The organism is Kitasatospora sp. NPDC001132 (assembly GCF_053598415.1).
The window spans coordinates 46424-63073 of record NZ_JBSFKF010000001.1 but is presented as its reverse complement, the minus strand read 5'-3'; the positions used below and the strand labels follow the sequence as shown (position 1 = coordinate 63073).

The 16650-nt window shown below is 74.1% G+C and carries 14 protein-coding genes and 1 pseudogene; 5 read left to right on the top strand and 10 right to left on the bottom strand.

What is annotated here, in order from left to right:
- The first annotated feature begins 325 nt into the window (after window positions 1-325).
- A complete protein-coding gene (locus ACWDBE_RS00255; RefSeq protein ID WP_449791391.1) occupies window positions 326-922 on the top strand; it encodes a CinA family protein in 597 nt (198 codons plus the stop codon).
- Between the two features lie 71 nt (window positions 923-993).
- Here ACWDBE_RS00255 and ACWDBE_RS00250 read toward each other — a convergent pair whose 3' ends face one another.
- The 8 genes and pseudogenes from ACWDBE_RS00250 to ACWDBE_RS00215 form a co-directional block, all read right to left on the bottom strand.
- Window positions 994-3213 carry a catalase gene (locus ACWDBE_RS00250; RefSeq protein ID WP_449806622.1) on the bottom strand — a complete coding sequence of 740 codons (2220 nt, stop codon included), beginning with the start codon at window positions 3211-3213 and terminating at the stop codon, window positions 994-996.
- 300 nt (window positions 3214-3513) lie between these two features.
- Complete coding sequence (locus ACWDBE_RS00245) at window positions 3514-5145, bottom strand: phytoene desaturase family protein (RefSeq protein WP_449806621.1); 1632 nt, start codon at window positions 5143-5145, stop codon at window positions 3514-3516.
- A complete protein-coding gene (locus tag ACWDBE_RS00240; protein ID WP_449791388.1) occupies window positions 5142-5606 on the bottom strand; it encodes an SRPBCC family protein in 465 nt (154 codons plus the stop codon). The genes ACWDBE_RS00245 and ACWDBE_RS00240 overlap by 4 nt, the downstream gene beginning before the upstream one ends.
- A gap of 181 nt (window positions 5607-5787) precedes the next feature.
- Entirely contained in the window at window positions 5788-6723 is a 936-nt protein-coding gene (locus ACWDBE_RS00235; protein ID WP_449806620.1) for a SigB/SigF/SigG family RNA polymerase sigma factor, read from the bottom strand.
- 280 nt (window positions 6724-7003) lie between these two features.
- Window positions 7004-7264 carry a hypothetical protein gene (locus ACWDBE_RS00230; RefSeq protein WP_449791386.1) on the bottom strand — a complete coding sequence of 87 codons (261 nt, stop codon included), beginning with the start codon at window positions 7262-7264 and terminating at the stop codon, window positions 7004-7006.
- 167 nt (window positions 7265-7431) lie between these two features.
- A complete protein-coding gene (locus ACWDBE_RS00225; RefSeq protein ID WP_449806619.1) occupies window positions 7432-8436 on the bottom strand; it encodes an SDR family NAD(P)-dependent oxidoreductase in 1005 nt (334 codons plus the stop codon).
- A gap of 65 nt (window positions 8437-8501) precedes the next feature.
- Window positions 8502-9686, bottom strand: a complete 1185-nt coding sequence (locus ACWDBE_RS00220; RefSeq protein WP_449791384.1) for an alcohol dehydrogenase catalytic domain-containing protein — start codon at window positions 9684-9686, stop codon at window positions 8502-8504.
- Window positions 9687-10334: 648 nt separating this feature from the next.
- Window positions 10335-10553: pseudogene (locus ACWDBE_RS00215) on the bottom strand (hypothetical protein); the annotation flags it as partial.
- 416 nt (window positions 10554-10969) lie between these two features.
- Between ACWDBE_RS00215 and ACWDBE_RS00210 the strand changes: the two are divergent.
- The 3 genes from ACWDBE_RS00210 to ACWDBE_RS00200 all read left to right on the top strand — a co-directional run bounded on the left by ACWDBE_RS00210 (window position 10970) and on the right by ACWDBE_RS00200 (window position 12806).
- Window positions 10970-11917, top strand: a complete 948-nt coding sequence (locus ACWDBE_RS00210; protein ID WP_449806618.1) for an SDR family NAD(P)-dependent oxidoreductase — start codon at window positions 10970-10972, stop codon at window positions 11915-11917.
- A gap of 153 nt (window positions 11918-12070) precedes the next feature.
- Complete coding sequence (locus ACWDBE_RS00205) at window positions 12071-12283, top strand: hypothetical protein (protein ID WP_449806617.1); 213 nt, start codon at window positions 12071-12073, stop codon at window positions 12281-12283.
- 43 nt (window positions 12284-12326) lie between these two features.
- Window positions 12327-12806, top strand: a complete 480-nt coding sequence (locus ACWDBE_RS00200; RefSeq protein WP_449791381.1) for a DUF5709 domain-containing protein — start codon at window positions 12327-12329, stop codon at window positions 12804-12806.
- 129 nt (window positions 12807-12935) lie between these two features.
- Here the strand turns inward: ACWDBE_RS00200 and ACWDBE_RS00195 are convergent, their stop codons facing one another.
- Window positions 12936-13394, bottom strand: coding sequence for a MarR family winged helix-turn-helix transcriptional regulator (locus ACWDBE_RS00195; protein ID WP_449806616.1), 459 nt, complete (start codon window positions 13392-13394; stop codon window positions 12936-12938).
- Window positions 13395-13494: 100 nt separating this feature from the next.
- Between ACWDBE_RS00195 and ACWDBE_RS00190 the strand changes: the two genes are divergently transcribed.
- Complete coding sequence (locus ACWDBE_RS00190) at window positions 13495-14766, top strand: alpha/beta hydrolase (protein ID WP_449791379.1); 1272 nt, start codon at window positions 13495-13497, stop codon at window positions 14764-14766.
- 273 nt (window positions 14767-15039) lie between these two features.
- Here the strand turns inward: ACWDBE_RS00190 and ACWDBE_RS00185 are convergent, their stop codons facing one another.
- A complete protein-coding gene (locus ACWDBE_RS00185) occupies window positions 15040-16533 on the bottom strand; it encodes an SDR family oxidoreductase (protein ID WP_449806615.1) in 1494 nt (497 codons plus the stop codon).
- Window positions 16534-16650 lie beyond the last annotated feature (117 nt).

Here is a 16650-nt window from a genome sequence, read left to right as displayed (position 1 = left end):
GGCGACAGGGTCTTGATCATGGTGTTGGTCCAGCGCATCTGCGTCGGGCAGGCCGCCGAACTCGGCGAGCTCGTCGAAGCCGACCGTGTGCTGGGACGCGGGCTGGCCGTCGCAGCCGAAGGTCTCCTTCAGCGCCGCGGCCCCCAAGGCTGTGCGATCCGGGGGTCCGCGCCCCCGTCCTCACGCCACGACGGGCGGTGCGTTTCCCGTCATTCCCGCCGGGCACACGCGGCACCATGGACCAGTCCCAGGCACCGGCATCTTCCACCTCCGGGGCGGCCTCGTCGAGGCCGCGGTCCTCGTCGAAAGCTGAACGGCCGAGCCCATGACGCCCCGGCCCGGCACCGGACGACAGCCCGACTCCCCCGCCACCGACGGTGAGGACCGGCTCCCGGTCGGCCGCGCGGGCCTCGATCCGACCGGGACGTTGGTGCGGCACATCACCGGCGCCCTGGCGGCAGCGGGCCACACCGTCGCGGTCGCCGAATCGCTCACCGCGGGTCGTCTCGCCACCGCGCTGGCGGACGCGCCCGGCGCCGGGCGCACCTTCCTCGGCGGCGTCGTCGCCTACGCCACCGAGACCAAGACCTCCCTCCTGCACGTGGACGCCTCGCTGCTGGCCGCGACCGGGGCGGTCCATCCCGAGGTCGCCGCCCGAATGGCCCAGGAGGTCCGCGCCGTCACCGGCGCCACCTACGGCCTCGCCACCACCGGTGTCGCCGGCCCTGCCCCGCAGGACGGCCGCCCGGTGGGAACGGTCTACGTCGCCCTCGCCACCGACCGCACCACCGTCACGGCCGAACCCGACCCGCCCCGTGACCGGCGCGAGGACATCCAGCACGCGAGCGTCCTCGCCGCCCTCCGACTCCTGCACGACCACCTGCGTCCCCCGCCGCGGCCGTCCGCCGCGCAAGCGCCGTAGCAGCGGCTTCCCGTGACAGCCGAGTTCCCGCCCGCACCGGTGGTCTCCGGCGCGGGCGGGCCCGCAAGGGTTCAACCTGCCACGGGGAAGCGCTCCCAGACACGATGCGTGCCGAGTTGCTCCACCAGCGCCGAGACGGCCCGCCCGCCGTCCGTCTCGATGGACACGCCCGGTGCGTGCGGATCGACCCCCGCCGCGGCCCACAGGGCGCGGGCGTCCGCGAGACCGGCGATCGGCTTGGCGTGTCGGTAGGCCTCGTTCACCAGCAGGACGACCCGGGAGTCGACCGTCCGCTGGCCGCCCGCCACCGCGCCGGACTTGGCGTCCCGTGCGCCGCGGTCATCCGCCCCCGGCCCGGGAGCGTGGGCCACCAGGAGCGCGTCGAACTCGACGGAGCGGGCGGCGGCGAAGGTCCGCTGCACGCCGAGGCCGTCGGCCAGTGGCGCTCCCGTGGGACCGATGACCAGCGGCAGCAGGCCCGCGGCACGCGCGGCGTCGCGCATTCCGAGGACCACGGCGGGGTCACCGCCACCGTCCGCGATGATGCCCAGCACCCGGCCGGTCGCGGGCCACCGCTGCCCGAGTTGGGACAGGGCCGGACTGGGGGTGACGTCGGCGGGCGCGGCGGCGGTCGGTGCCGGCAGGCCGAGGCCGGTGGCGACCTCCCGGCAGAGTTCGTCGTCGATCCGCGCCAGGACGGTCAGTACGCGTTCCTTGATCGCCTGCTCGTAGACCTTGGACAGTTCGAAGGTGTAGGCGGCGATCACGTGCTCGCGCTCCACCGGGCTCAGGCTCAGCCAGAACAGCCGGGGCTGGCTGAAGTGATCGTCGAACGAGGCGGGCGCCTCGCGGACCTTGGCTCCGGCCGCGATCGGTGTGGGGTGCTCCACGAAGGCGCGGTCGGCGGGGCCGGCGAAGAACGGGCAGCCGCCGTCGAGCGAGTTCGGCTTGTACGGCGCGACGCCGCTGTGGACGGCGTCCTGGTGGAAACCGTCGCGGAGCATGTCGTTGACCGGGGCGTGGGTGCGGTTGACCGGGATCTGGGCGAAGTTCGGACCGCCCAGTCGCGTGATCTGGGTGTCGAGGTAGGAGAAGAGCCGACCGGAGAGCAGCGGGTCGTCGGTGATGTCGATGCCGGGGACGAGGTGGCCGGGGTGGAAGGCCACCTGCTCGGTCTCCGCGAAGAAGTTGGTGGGGTTGGCGTCGAGCGTCATCAGGCCGATCGGCCGGACCGGGGCGAGCTCCTCGGGAACGATCTTGGTCGGGTCGAGCAGGTCGATGCCCTCGAAGGTCTGCTCCGGCGAGTCCGGAAACGTCTGGATGCCGAGCTCCCACTGCGGGAACGCCCCGGCCTCGATCGCGTCCGCCAGATCCCGACGGTGGAAGTCCGGGTCCGTGCCGCCGATCAGCTGCGCCTCCTCCCACACCAGCGAGTGCACGCCCGCCTTCGGCTTCCAGTGGAACTTCACCAGCGTGGTCGCGCCCTCGGCGTCGACCAGGCGGAAGGTGTGGATCCCGAAGCCCTCCATCATCCGGTAGGAGCGCGGGATGCCGCGGTCGGACATGTTCCACAGGGTGTGGTGGGTGGCCTCGGTGTGCAGGGAGACGAAGTCCCAGAACGTGTCGTGCGCGCTCTGCGCCTGCGGGATCTCCCGGTCCGGGTGCGGCTTGCCGGCGTGGATGATGTCCGGGAACTTGATCGCGTCCTGGATGAAGAACACCGGGATGTTGTTGCCGACCAGGTCGAAGACGCCCTGGCCGGTGTAGAACTTGGTGGCGAACCCGCGGGTGTCGCGTACCGTGTCCGCCGAGCCGCGTGACCCCAGTACGGTGGAGAACCTCACGAAGACCGGCGTCTCCACGCCCTCGGCCAGGAACGCCGCCCTGGTCACGTCCGCCGCCGTGCCGTACGCGCGGAAGACGCCGTGCGCCGCGGCGCCGCGGGCGTGCACCACCCGCTCCGGGATCCGCTCGTGATCGAAGTGCATGATCTTCTCGCGCAGGTGATGGTCCTGCAGCAACACGGGGCCACGGGGGCCGGCCTTGAGCGAGTGGTCACTGTCCGGCAGACGGACGCCCTGCGCGGTGGTCAGGTACCCGCCGTTCTGGGCCCGCGCGGCCTCCGTGCCAGCGGCACGGCCTGTCGCCGACACCGCCGCAGGCGCCTGCTGGTCGGGCTTCGGCGGCAGCGGCGCACGCGGCTCGGTCGGTTCCGCCACGGGCGGCGCCTGCGGGCCGGGGGCACCGGGCAGCTGTTCGGTCGTCTTGCGCACGCGGTTGGACTCGTCCATCAGTACTCCGATCGGATACTCGGCCCGCCCGGGATCGGCGGGGCGCCGGAGCACGGTTCGCCGTCACGCGCCGGGGTGCTGCGAGAAATGGCCGGCCCCTGCCCCGCCTCGACGGGAGCACCGCGCCCCGGCTTCGAAAGGTGCCACCAGTCGCCCGACGAGCCTCCCCCGGGTGCGGCGTTCCATCTCGCACCGTGTCGGCAGTTCACCTGGGCGCTGCCCGATGCTCCACGGCGTGACCTCCCCGGACCGACGGGCGGGCCCCATCGAAACCCCGGCCATCCCGGCGGGACCGGGACATCAGGCCCCTGTCGGCCGGGCGAGGGCGCGCTGGGCGGCGGTGAGCACGGGCCCCGCGATCCGGCGTACGGCGGGTCGGCGCGCCCGCAGGGCCGCGCGGGCGGCGTTGGCGCCGCAGGCGCCGTGGACCCCGCCGCCCGGGTGCGCGGAGGAGGAGGCGAGGTAGAGGCCCTGGATCGGCGTCTCGGGCCGTCCGGTGCCGGGGACGGGACGCAGGACGGCTTGCTGGTGGAGCGCGGTGGTACCGCCGTTGATGGCGCCGCCGACCAGGTTCTCGTCCAGGCCCTGGAGGACGGGCGGGGTGAGGATGCGCCGGTTCACCACCCGGTCGCCGAAGCCGGGGGCGAACCGTTCCACCTGGGCCTCCATCCGCCGGGCGAACACGGCGCTCTCGTGCCCGTCCCAGCGGCCGGTGAGCCCGTCCGGGCCGGAGTCCGCCGACACCCGCTGGGGGACGTGGGTGTACATCCAGGCGGACTCGGTGCCCGCGGGCGAGCGCGAGGCGTCGGTGGTGGTCATCTGGCCGAGCAGTCCGAACGGCCGGGCGGGGACGCGTCCGGTGATGACCTGGAGCGCGTAGTCGCTCAGCTCCGTCAGGTCCGCCCCCAGGTGGATCGTGCCGGCGCGGGCCGCATCGGGGCAGCTCCACGGGATGGGGCCGTCGAGCGCCCAGTCGATCTTCACGGTGGAGAAGTCCCACTGGAAGCGGTGCAGGTCCCGGCGCAGCTGGGCGGGAAGGCGGTCCCAGCCGACGAGGCCGCCGTACAGGGTGGGGGCGGCCACGTCCGCCAGTACGGCATACCGGGCCCGGACGGTTTCGCCACCGGCGGTGCGCACGCCGATCGCCTGCCCGGAGCGTACCAGGACGCCTTCCACGCGGGCGTCGCACCGTACGTGTCCGCCGTGCGCTTCCAGGCGGCGCACCAGGGCGTCGGTGAGCGCGCGGGCGCCGCCGACCGGAGCGGGCCAGCCGTACTGCTGGCCGAGCATGGCCATCAACCAGCCGAACACGCCGCTGATCGGGGACTCCGGCAGCAGGTCGGCGTGCAGGGCGCAGCCGGCCAGCAGCAGCGCGGGGCCCTGGGTGTCGAACTCCTCCTCGGCGAGGCGGCGCACCGGCAGGGTCGCGAACCGTGCCAGGCGCAGGCCACCGGCGGCCCGCACCCGGGCGGCCAGCACGAGCCCGGCGCGCACCGGTGGGAAGGGGGCGAACATCGCCCGGATCAGCCACGGGTCCAGGCGCTCCCACAGCTCCGACAGCCGTTGCCAGCCCTGGGCGTCGTGGGGGCCGAAGTCGCGGCCGATCAGCTCGGCCGTCTCCTGCGCGTCCTGACGCAGCTGGGCGCACCGCCCGTCCGTCAGGGGATGGGCCAGCACGGTGGGTGCGCGGCTGAAGGTCAGGCCGTAGTCCTGGAGGGCGAGTGCCTGGATGGCGGGGGAGGCCGCGGCCAGCGGGTAGAAGGAGCTGAACACGTCGTGGACGTAGTCCGGGTGCACGCCGCGGTCGCTGTGGACCGCGCCGCCGGGGTGGTCCTGGGCTTCGAGGACCTCGACCTGCCAGCCGGCGTCGGCGAGGACGTTCGCGGCGACCAGTCCGTTGGGTCCGGCACCGATCACGACGGCGTCGTTCATGCCGCGCCTCCTCGTGCCGGTGACCGGTGCCCGGCGTTCTCGACGGTGTCGGCCAGGCGGGAGAGCATGCTGCGGTGGCGCAGGTGCAGCAGTGCCTCGGACGGGGCGGTGTGCAGGCTGCTGCCCGGTCCCTGCAAGGGGTGTTCGTCGACGATGACGAGGGTGCCGCCGCCCCAGGCCAGCAGTTCGAGGGCGATGCGCGCGGTGCCCAGGCGGCCGGCGACGGCTTCCAGTTCCAGGCGCTCCGGCTCCTCGCAGCGGCGCACGACGGTGTGCCCCTTCAGGTGCCAGGGGCCGGCCCTGACGGTGTAGCGCAGGCGGGCGCCTGTCCGGGGCCAGCTGCCGTCGGCCGGTTCGGTGTGGGAGGTGCCCGGGACCCACCGGGCGTAGCAGCGCGGGTCGGCCAGCACCTTCCACACGTCCCCGGGCGGTCGGTCGATCAGGACATGACGGACGGCCATCGTGTTCTCCGCTTCGTCGTCGGTGGCGGCCCAGCCGCTCCCGGGTCTTCTCCTGTCTTCGCGGTCCGCCCCCTGCTTCGTCCGGGGCGGGTGCCCGGACGGCGCGCCCTCTAACCCGCGGACCCGGCGTCCGGTGAGGCGAGGTGGCCCACGCCACTGCGCGTGGGCCACCTCCGGGGCCTCAGCCCTCCTCTGGCTCGTCCGCCCACCCGGGGGCGCCGCGGTCCTCCAGCTCCTCCCGCAGCCAGGCCAGCGTGGCGCTGAGCAGCCGCGAGACGTGCATCTGAGAGACCCCGATCCGCTCGGCGATCCGGGACTGCGTCCAACCGTCCCAGAACCGCAGCTTCAGGACGGTCTGCTCGCGTTCGGGCAACCGGGCCAGCAGCGGCCGCACCGCGATACGGAAGTCCACGAGCTCGATACCGGGATCACAGCCGCCGAGGCGGTCCAGCAGGGCACTGCCGGCCTCGTCGGTGTCCCCGTCACGCAGCGCGTCCAACGAGTTCGGGCGGCAGACCCGGCCCGCCATCAGGCCCTCGGTGGCCTGTTCCACGGTGAGGTGGAGATCCTCCGCGATCTCCCCGGGCTGCGGGAGGCGGCCGAGTTCCTGCTCGAGCCGGTCCGAGCCGCGGGTGACGGAGAGATAGAGCTCCTGCATGCTGCGCGGCACCCGCACCGGCCAGGAGGTGTCGCGGAAGAACCGCTTGATCTCGCCGGCGATGGTGGGGATGGCGTAGGTGACGAACTCGACGCCGCGCCGCGGGTCGTAGCCGTCGACGGCCTTGATCAGGCCGATCGTGCCGACCTGGAGGATGTCCTCCATGTCCTCGGCGCGGTGCCGGAACCGGGCCGCGATGAAACGCACCAGCGGCATGTTCAGCTCGATGATCGTGCCGCGGACGTAGCTGTAGGCGTGGCTCTCCCGGGCCAGCCCGGCCAGCCGCTCGAACAGCGCGTCGCTCAGCTCCCTTGCCTCGGACTTCCCCATGCGGCGCAGTGCGGCCGCCGTCGGCCGTCCCGGCAGGTCCGGCGGCAGCCCCGCGGGCACGGCTTCCCTGTCGGTGGTTTCCCTGTCGGTGGTTTCCAGGTGGATGGACACGTGATCGCTCCTGGGCATCGGGGTGAACGCCCGGCGACGTGTGCTGGAGCCGCACCTCGTGCGCCCCGGGCCTCTTCCCCCAGGACCTGTGCCTGGCTTCTTCAAGCGCGGTCCCGGTGCACCCCAACCGGGGTGCGGGACGACCGGACCGTCGACACGGTCGCCACAGGAGGGTTGTACCCGACATACGACATTGAATTCACGTTTAGCCTGTCTTGTTGCATTTCATCCCGAGTGCACGCACTCGCACCACCGCTCCGGAACGAACACGCCGGCCGGCGCCGGTGCGCCCGGGACCTCAGGCCAGGTCGACGACGAAGCCGCTGCGGGGCCGGGCGATCACGCGGCTGAGCGCGATGGTGGGGTCCTGGTCGGGCACCGTGTAGTCGAGCCGTGCCAGCCGCGGCGCGAGGAGTTCCTGCAGGGCGACCACGACCTCCTCGCCCGGGCAGCGGTGGCCGGTGGCCGCGTCGCCGCCGCCCTGCGGGATCAGATGCTGCGGATCCGGTGGTGCGTCGAGGAAGCGCTGGGGGCGGAAGTCGTAGGGACCGCGTGTCACCCGGATGCGCGTGCGCGTGTCACGGGCTCGGCGCGCGGTGCCCGAGCCCGGCTACGCCCCCTTTCGGAGGGCTGGGGCTCCACGCTGTGGACGGCGGAAGCGGACCCGCGTCCTCACCGGCGACTCACCGCCGAGGCATCAGGGTCGCGCATTGCCGGCGGGCGGGGTCACCGGTCGGGTCGCGGCTCGTTGAACCGCCGTCCGGCCCGGTCGCCGAGTACGGTGACCCAGGCCGGGAGCCGAGCGGATCCGGCGGCTCGGCTGCCGACCACCCCGTGCGCCGGATCGGCGCCGGGGCCGGGGAGGAGGCGGGCGACCAGACCCATCAGTCGGGCGGTCGTCGCCGGAGCCAGGCCCTGCACGCGGGCACCGATCTTGGCCGCCGGGGTGAGGACGAGTTCCGGTCGGCCGCGGTCGGCCGCGCGCACGATCGCTCGGGCGGCGCGCTCGGCGTCCATCGACAGCAGCGGCAGGCCGGCCGCGGCGGCGAACCAGGAGTACTCGGCCGCGGGGCGACCGTGGAACCGGGCTGCCGTGTGCGAGCCCGTCCGCATCAGGCCCGGGATCACGGTGGTCACCCGCACACCGTCGGCCGCCAGCTCGGCCCGAAGGCCCTGGGAGAGCCCGGTGGCGGCGAACTTCGCGGCCACGTACGGCAGCAGGTGCGGAGCCGGGACGCGGCCACCGACCGAGGTGACGTTCACCAGCGTCCCCTCGTGGGCCCGCAGGTCGGGCAGCGCGGCGGTCGTCAGACGCAGCGGGGCGAACAGCATGGTCTCCATGGCCTCGCGGAAGTCCTCCTCGCGCAGGGCCTGGAAGGGGCCGACCTGGATGACACCGGCGTTGTTGACGAGGATCTCGACCGGCCCGAAGCGTTCGTGCGTGGCGGCCAGGAGGCGCCGGGGCGCATCGGAGTCGTTCAGGTCGCAGGCACAGGCGGCGACGGCGGCTCCCTCGTCGCGCAGGTACCGTTCGGCCCGGGCCAGTTCGGCCGGGTCGCGGGCGCAGAGCATGACCCGGCAGCCACGGCGGACCAGTTCGCGCGCGATGAGCAGGCCCAGGCCCCGGGACGCGCCGGTGACGACGGCGGTGCGGTCGGCGGTGCGGGCCGTCCTGGCGCCGCCACGTCCTCGGTCCGGCGGGCGGTGGTGCTCGTGTCGGCGGTACTCCACGGGGAACTCCTTCCGGGTTCGCGAGCGTGGCGTCTTCGGGACGCCGTCGGGCCGGTCCTGGCTCGTCAGGGCCGGAAGAGCACCTTCACCGCGCCGTCCTGCTTCTGCTGGAACATCTCGTAGGCGCGCGGCGCCTCCGTCAGCGGCAGGTGGTGGCTGGCGAAGCCGTCGACGCCGAGCGGATCGCCGTCCAGGAGCAGCGGGAGGATGTCGGGCACCCAACGGTGGACGTTGGCCTGGCCCATGCGCAGTTGGATCTGTTTGTCGAACATCGTCAGCAGCGGCAGCGGGTCGGTCATGCCGCCGTAGACGCCGGACAGGGAGATGGTGCCGCCACGCCGGACGATGTCGATCGCCAGGTGCAGTGCGTGCAGGCGGTCGACGCCGACGTGCTCCATGAGGGAGGCGGCGAGCCGGTTGGGGAGCAGCGTGGTCATCCGCTGGGCGAGTGCGGCCGCGGGCGAGCCGTGCGCTTCCATGCCGACGGCGTCGATCACCGCGTGGGGGCCGCGGCCGTCGGTGAGGTCGCGGATGACGTCGGCGAGGTCCTTGCCGTGCTCCTCGAGGTCGAGCGCGGTGACCCCGTGGGCGCGGGCGCGTTCCAGGCGTTCCGGCACCAGGTCGACGCCGATCACCCGGGACACGCCGAGGTGGGCGGCGATCCGCGCGGACATGTCGCCGATCGGTCCGAGTCCGAGGACGACGAGGCTGCCGCCCTCGGGGACGTCGGCGTACTTCACGGCCTGCCACGCGGTGGGGAGGACGTCGGAGAGGAACACGAAGCGGTCGTCCGGCGGCCCGTCGGGCACCTTGATCGGCAAGGTGTTGCCGAACGGCACCCGGAGCAGCTCGGCCTGTCCTCCCGGGACCCGACCGTAGAGCTTCGTGTAGCCGAACAGCGCTGCGCCGGTGCCGAATTCACGGACCTGGGTCGTCTCGCACTGGGAGTGCAGGCCCTGTCGGCAGGTGAAGCAGGTGCCGCAGGACACGTTGAAGGGGACGACGACCCGGTCTCCCGGTGCGAGCGCCGTGACCTCGCGGCCGGTGTCGCGCACGATGCCCATGGGTTCGTGTCCGAGGATGTCGCCCTCCTCCAGGAACGGTCCCAGCACCTCGTACAGGTGCAGATCGGAACCGCACAGGCCGCTGGAGGTCACTTCCACGACCACGTCGGTCGGGTCCTCCACCACCGGGTCCGGCACCGTGTCGATGCGCACGTCCCGTTTGCCGTGCCAGGTCAGGGCCTTCATCACGTCACCTCGCCTTGCTCGTGTTCCGGACGGGCGCCCGGGTCGCCGACGCGGGGCCCGGGGACGGCCGCGGCTGCTCCGACGGGAAGCAGGGTAGGCGCCGAAGGCTCCGGGCTCGGCGCCCCAACGGATCAGGCGCCCACGTCCGGCGCCCACGTCCCGCGCCGCCGTCCACCGGCGGCTGCCCGGTCCCCGGCCGGGGAAACGGCGTACGGGCCCCGGGTGGCTTCGCGGCCGAAGCGGGGGTCGGGCAGACGGTCGGGCAGGCTCCGGGGCTCGGTCCGCGAGGCCCCGGACCGACGCCGCGGACCGGGCTGCCGCTCCTGGACGACCGGCCGAGGCCGGACGGGGTTCGCCCGGCCGGGCGGCGGCGCCCGCCCTGCACCCCGCGCACGGCGACGGGTACGGAAGGCCGGGCCACCACGGCAGCCCGCCCTGCACCGTCCGCGATGCCTACGGGGTCGTCGGGTCCTGCGGCAGATCACCCGCACGGCTCTCGGACGCCGGCGTGTCACCGGTCCGGCTCCCTCCGTCGGCCGGGAGGTCGCCGGCGTTCCCGCCGGCACCCCCGAGTGCGTCCCCGGCGGTGCGCACCGGAGTGCCCGCGGCGGCGACGCGGTCCGAGTCACCGCGGGCCCCCGCCGGGGCCAGGCGGGCCGCGAGCAGCTCCTTGCCCAGCTCGGCACCCTTGCGGCTGTCCGCCTGCGCCTTGCGGAAGAGCTCCACCACCTCGTCGTCGCCGTCGCGTTCGGCGTCCCGCAGGTAGCTCTCCAGTCGCAGCGCGTTCTTGAGGCACGCCTCGACGTACCAGATCAGGTTGTAGTCCTTGTCCTTGGTTCCGGTGATGTGACCGGTCTCCTCGCCCATGGTTCCGGCGCTCCTTCCACGCCCCTGACGGGCCCGGCCGGTGCCGGTCCTCTCGGGCGCACCCGTGCGCCTACCCGACGCCACGGACGCAATCCCGGTACGGCGGCCCTGCGGCGGACGGGTCCACACGCGAGCGGCCCGTTCCTCGTCGGAGCGGAGGCGGAACCCGAGTCCCTCGGCCGGTGTCATGCCGGCGACGCTTCGGGGCACGGCCGGGCGACCGCCCTCGGCGGGTTCCGCAGCCCCGGAGCGACGTCATCGTCCGAGCGGGCCGTCGAACCCGGGCGGCGGGCCGACCCGCTGTCAGCGCGGGGACAGCCGACTGCCGGTGAGTTGTGAGCGGCGCCTGGGAGCGTACGGACCGCGCGAACCGCACCGCGCCGAACCGAACGACGCCGAACCACCGGGAGCACGCCATGCCCTCCGTATCCGAGACCCGTCCGTGGAACGTCCACCGGCTGCCCCGCGCCGAGGGGCGGCGCTTCCTGGTCACCGGCGGAAACGCGGGCATCGGGTACTTCGTCGCCGAGCAGCTCGCCGCCACCGGGGCCACGGTCGTGCTGGGCAGCCGCGACCCGGCGAGGGCGCGGGCGGCGATCGCGTCCATCGGCTCGCGCGTCCCCGGCGCCGACGTGCGGCACCTGCCCCTGGACCTGGCCGACCTCGGCTCGCTCCGCGCATCCGTGGACGCGCTCGGGCCGGACCGGCTCGACGCCGTGGTCCACAACGCCGGCGTGGCGCTCGACCACCCGCCGCGCCGCGAGAGCGCCGACGGGCACGAGCTGATGCTCGCCACCAACCACCTCGGCCACTTCGCGCTGACCCACCACCTGGCGCCCCTGCTCGCGGCCACTGCCGGCAGCCGGGTCGTCACCACCGGCAGCTTCGCCGCCAAGTCCGAGCGCCTGGACCTCGACGACCTCCAGAGCACCCGCGACTACCGGCCCAAGCGCACCTACGCGCGCTCCAAGCTCGCCCAGATGCTCTTCGCCCTCGAACTCGACCGCCGCCTGCGCGCCGCCCGCAGCAGCACGCTGAGCGTCCTCGTCCACCCCGGCGGCGCGCTCGACGCCCTCACCCCCTCGCGCCCGCCCCTCCACGTCCGCACCGCCGGCGAACGGCTGCGCCACCTGCCGCTCGGCCTCGTCGTGCAGGGCAAGGACGCCGCCGCGTGGCCCGCCGTCCGGGCCGTGCTCGACCCGGGCGTTCGCGGCGGCCGGATGTGGAGCCCCCGGGCATTCGGACTGCGCGGCACCCCGCGAACCGAACCCGTCTGGGACCACCTCAAGGACACCGCCACCGCCGCCCGGCTGTGGGCGGCCAGCCGCGAACTGACCGGCACCGATCCGTCGTTCGCCGGGTAGCCGCCCGGCTGGTCAACCCCGCGGACGACTCGCCGCCACGGGCGAGGGCCGCTCCGCGCCGCCGGGTCCAGGTGGTTTCGCCGAGGTCGGCCGGGTACACGCGCGGAGGCGCGGTCCGGGACCGCCCGTACTCGAGCATAACGAGGAGGAGTCGTGGAGGACATCCCGCAGGGCGGAGCCGGTGGTGTTCCGCTCGACGACACCGACCAGAAGCACCCGATCCACCCGCCCGGCGGCGACGGTGCACCGGACGACGGCGAGGACGGCAACGCCACCACCGTCGAACCGGGCAGAAGCCGGCACCTCGACCGGCAGGAGACGGCCGAGGGGACCGAGGGGAAGACCGAACAGCCGAGCGAGAGCTGAGGCCGGCGCGCGAAGGCGCGCCGCACAACGGAGAGGCGGGGACATGAGCGACCAAGCCAGGGGGGACGACGTCTACCAGCCGACCGGGAACATGGAGGAGCAGGCGGACGCCGCGCCCCTGGACATGGACGACGCGGTGGACGAGCGCGACTACGACGACCTGCTCGACGAGGGCTACTCGCCGCCGGAGAAACCGCTGGGCGTCGGCAAGGTGGGGGTGACGGCCGCCGAGCAGCGAGACGGCGAGACGCTGGACGAACGCCTCGCCCAGGAGGAGCCCGACGTCCGGCCCGACGAGGACGACGGAATCGGCGACCTGCCCGACGGAGAGGGCGAGCCGGTCGACCCCCGGGCCACCGGGACCCGCCGCGCCGGGCGGCTGGTGGCCCCCGACGAGGGCACCCGCCCCGACACGGAGAAGGGCCTCCCCGCGTCCGACGTCGGCGTCGACGGCGGCGCCGCGGGCGCGGAGGAAGCCGCGGTGCACGTCGTCCCGGACGGGCAGGAAGAGACCGCCCGGTAGCACCCGGTGCCGTCGGGCCCGCGGCACGGCGCCGGGCCGGCGGTGCCCGCAGGCGCCCGCGAGGCCCCGTCAACCTCGTCCGCCGACGGAGGACTTGACGCCCCGGGTGCGATGGCGGGCCCGGTGGACTCAGAGCCGGTCGTAGACGGCGGACAGCCGCTGGAGCACTTCGGTGGCCTGGTCGAGGGCGACGTCGTCGCAGTCGTCCAGATCGGCGTGCAGGGCCTCGGTCAGCACCTTCTGGCGCTGGCCGTGCCGGGCCCGGCCGGCGTCGGTGAGGGCGACCAGGACGGAGCGCTTGTCCTCGGGCTGGCGGGTGCGGGTGACGTAGCCGGCCGCGACGAGGCCGTTGACCAGCTGGGTGGTGGCGGCGCCGGTGGTCTCGGTGCCGGCGGCGAGCCCGCCGATGGTGAGGGGGCCCTGCTCGGCCAGGACGCGCAGGGCCCGGGCGTGGGTGAGGGAGAGTGCGCCCGGGGTTCGGGTGGCGCGCCCGCGCAGCCGGGCGTCGGCGGCGCTGAGGCGGTAGGCGGCGCGGGCCAGGCGGTCGAGTGCTTCGGCACGGTCCTCGGTGGGCGGTGTGCTGCTCATGGTGGTCCTTTCGTCGGGTTGACAACCAGCCTAACTTAAGTACTTAATGACTAAGTACTTACTCATTAAGTACTTAAACAAATGCCCCAGGAGGAGACCCATGACCATCCGATCGACCGGCCAGAGCTGGGCCCTGGACACCGCCCTCGCCCAGGGCGGCTTCGACGCGCTGCACCCCGAGGCCGTCGGGACCATGGAGCAGCTGGGCCACGACCACACCGACTTCGCCAAGGTCTTCGCGCTGGTCAGGAGCGGTGCGATGCTGCCCAAGGCGTGGGCGACGGTGGCCGGTCAGACCGAGGAGCGTGCCGCCCACCACGAGCGCGGCGGCTTCGCCCAGACCGCCGCCGACCTCTACCTGAGGGCGGCGGTGATGTGGGGCCGGGCCCAGTACTCGATCTTCGACGCCGCGGACCCGCGCAAGACGGCCATGCGTGCGCGCGCCAACCACTGCGTGGAGCGCCTGGGCGCACTGCGCGACGGCCGGGTGCGGCGGGTGGAGCTGGACTTCGAGGGCTCGCGGATCCACGCCCTGCTGCACCTGCCGGCCCGGCCGGTCGAGAACGCGCCGGCCGTCATCCTCGGCCCCGGGATGGACATGATCAAGGAGGACTACATCTGGGCCGCCGAACGCTACTACACCTCGCGCGGCATGGTCGCGCTCTCCATCGAGGGGCCCGGCCAGGGCGAGAGCCGCGCCGGCGGACTGACCGTCGACCTCGGCAACTACGAGCGGGCGATAGGCCGTTACCTCGACCACCTGGCCGCGCTCCCGGAGGTCGACTCCGAGCGGATCGGCATGTTCGGCATCTCGATGAGCGGCTACTGGGGATCCCGGGCCGCCGCCGTCGACGGACGCCTGGCCGCGCTCGCCGCCTTCGAGGCCGTCACCGGCGACTTCGCGACCATCTTCGAGCGCGCCCAGCCGACCTTCAAGAACAACTACATGTACATGGCCGGGTACACCGACGAAGCGGCCTTCGACCGCGACCTGGCCCACCGGATGCCACTGGGCGACCTGGTGGCCGACATCACCTGCCCGGTGCTCTACGGGATCGGCGAGTTCGACGAGCTCACCGACCTCGGCCAGGCGCTGGAGAGCTTCGAGCGCGTCCGGGCGCCGAAGGAACTGCGGGTCTACGAGGACGAGTTCCACCCGCTCGGGGGCGTGGCCGCCGAGGTCTTCCGGTTCGGCGCGGAGTGGCTGCAGCGGGCCCTCGCCGGCGAGTTCGCCGAGCCCGGGCGGGATGTGCGCCACTACGTCCACCGAGACGGCCGCACCACCGACGGCAGTGCCGACCCCACCTGGTGGCTCGGCGGCGCCCCGACCGCGCTCACCGACGTCCGGCTCGCCCGGCGCCCCCGGAGCTGACGCCCGGTCCCCCTGGGAGCCGGCCCGCGAGAGCCGGCCACCGCCGGGCGGGAGGACCGCGTGGGCCCGGGACGGCCTGGTCCGGCGGAAGGCGGGGCCGACGACGCCGCCCCGGGTCGCCTACGGCTCTCCGAGTTCGGCCGGGACGTCAGCGAGGCGCTGACGGACCTGTTCGACCGGATCACCCGGCGGCCACCGCCCCGCCGCGCGGGACCGTGCGATGGTGGTCGGCCTCGACGGCGGGTCCGGCGTGACCGGGTGGTCCGGGCGGTGTCACGGCTCCTGGCGGGCGCGTTCGGTGATGTTGCGGGCCATTCCTCCGAACACCACCGTGTGGAACGGCGCGACCGACCACCAGTAGGCGTGGCCGGCCAGGCCGTGCGGGTGGAAGAGCGCCCGCTGGCGGTAGCGCGTGCGGTGCTCACCGTCCGGTGTGACGGACAGTTCGAGCCAGGCCAGGCCGGGCAGCCGCATCTCGGCGCGCAGCCGGAGCAGCCGGCCCGGCTGGATCTCCTCGACCCGCCAGAAGTCGAGCGAGTCGCCGACCCGCAGCCGGGCGGGGTCGCGCCGGCCCCGGCGCAGGCCGACGCCGCCGGCCAGCCGGTCGAGCCAGCCGCGCAGGGCCCAGGCGAGCGGGAAGGAGTACCACCCGTTGTCGCCGCCGATGCCTTCGATCACCCGCCAGACGGCGGCGGGTGACGCGGTCACGGTGCGTTCCCGGAGGTCCTGGTAGAGGCTGCCGCCGGCCCAGTCGGGGTCGGTGGGCAGCGGGTCGCTGGGGGCGCCGGGCAGGGAGGCCGAGGACCAGCGGGTGGCGACGTCGGCGTCCTTGATCCGGCGCAGGGCGAGGGCCACGGCCCGGTCGAAACCGGTCAGGCCCTCCGGCGGGTCGGGCACCCACCGGGCGATGTCGTGTTCGCCGCAGACGACCTCATGGCGCAGGGACTCGACGAGCGGACGGGCAATGGAGTTCGGCACCGGGGTCACGAGGCCGACCCAGTGGCTGGAGAGGCGGGGGGTGAGGACCGGCACGGGGACGATGAGACGCCGTCGCAGTCCGGCGAGCCGAGCGTAGCGGTGCATCATCTGCGCGTACGTCAGGACGTCGGGGCCGCCGATGTCGAAGGTGCGGTTCACTCCGGGTGGCAGACCGGCGGCGCCGGCCAGGTATCGCAGGACGTCCCGGACGGCGATCGGCTGGATCCGGGTGGAGACCCACCGCGGCGTGACCATCACGGGCAGGCGTTCGGTGAGGTGTCGGAGCATCTCGAACGAGGCGCTGCCGGAGCCGATGATCACGGCCGCACGCAGTTCGGCCGTGGGCACACCGCTGCCGCGCAGGATCCGACCGACCTCGGCGCGGGACCGCAGATGGGGCGAGAGGTCCGCTTCGGGCACCCCGGCGGGGACGAGACCGCCCAGGTAGACCATCCGGGTGACGCCCGCGGCCGCGGCGGCGGCTCCGAACGCACGGGCCGCCGCCCGGTCGGTGGCCTCGAAGGCCGGTCCGGTGCCGAGGGAGTGCACCAGGTAGTAGGCCACGTCGACGCCCTCGAAGGCCGCTGCGAGGGTCTCGGGCCGGCTCACGTCGCCGGGGGCGATGTCGACGTCCGCCCGCCACGGCTGGTCCCGCAGCCGGGCGGGGTTGCGCACCAAGCAGCGGACGCGGTGTCCCCGGGCGAGCAGCTCGGGCACCAGGCGGCCGCCGATGTAGCCGCTCGCACCGGTCACCAGGCAGTGCCTCGCCACGGCCCGCTCTGTGTCCATCTCGACTCCTCGTCCGAAGGCCGGCCCGGCCCGCCGGGTCCTGTAGTGGACCGGAGCAACAGGATCACCCGTCCTCTTCGGAGCCCGCGACCCGGCCGGCATCGCCGAAGCGTGTCG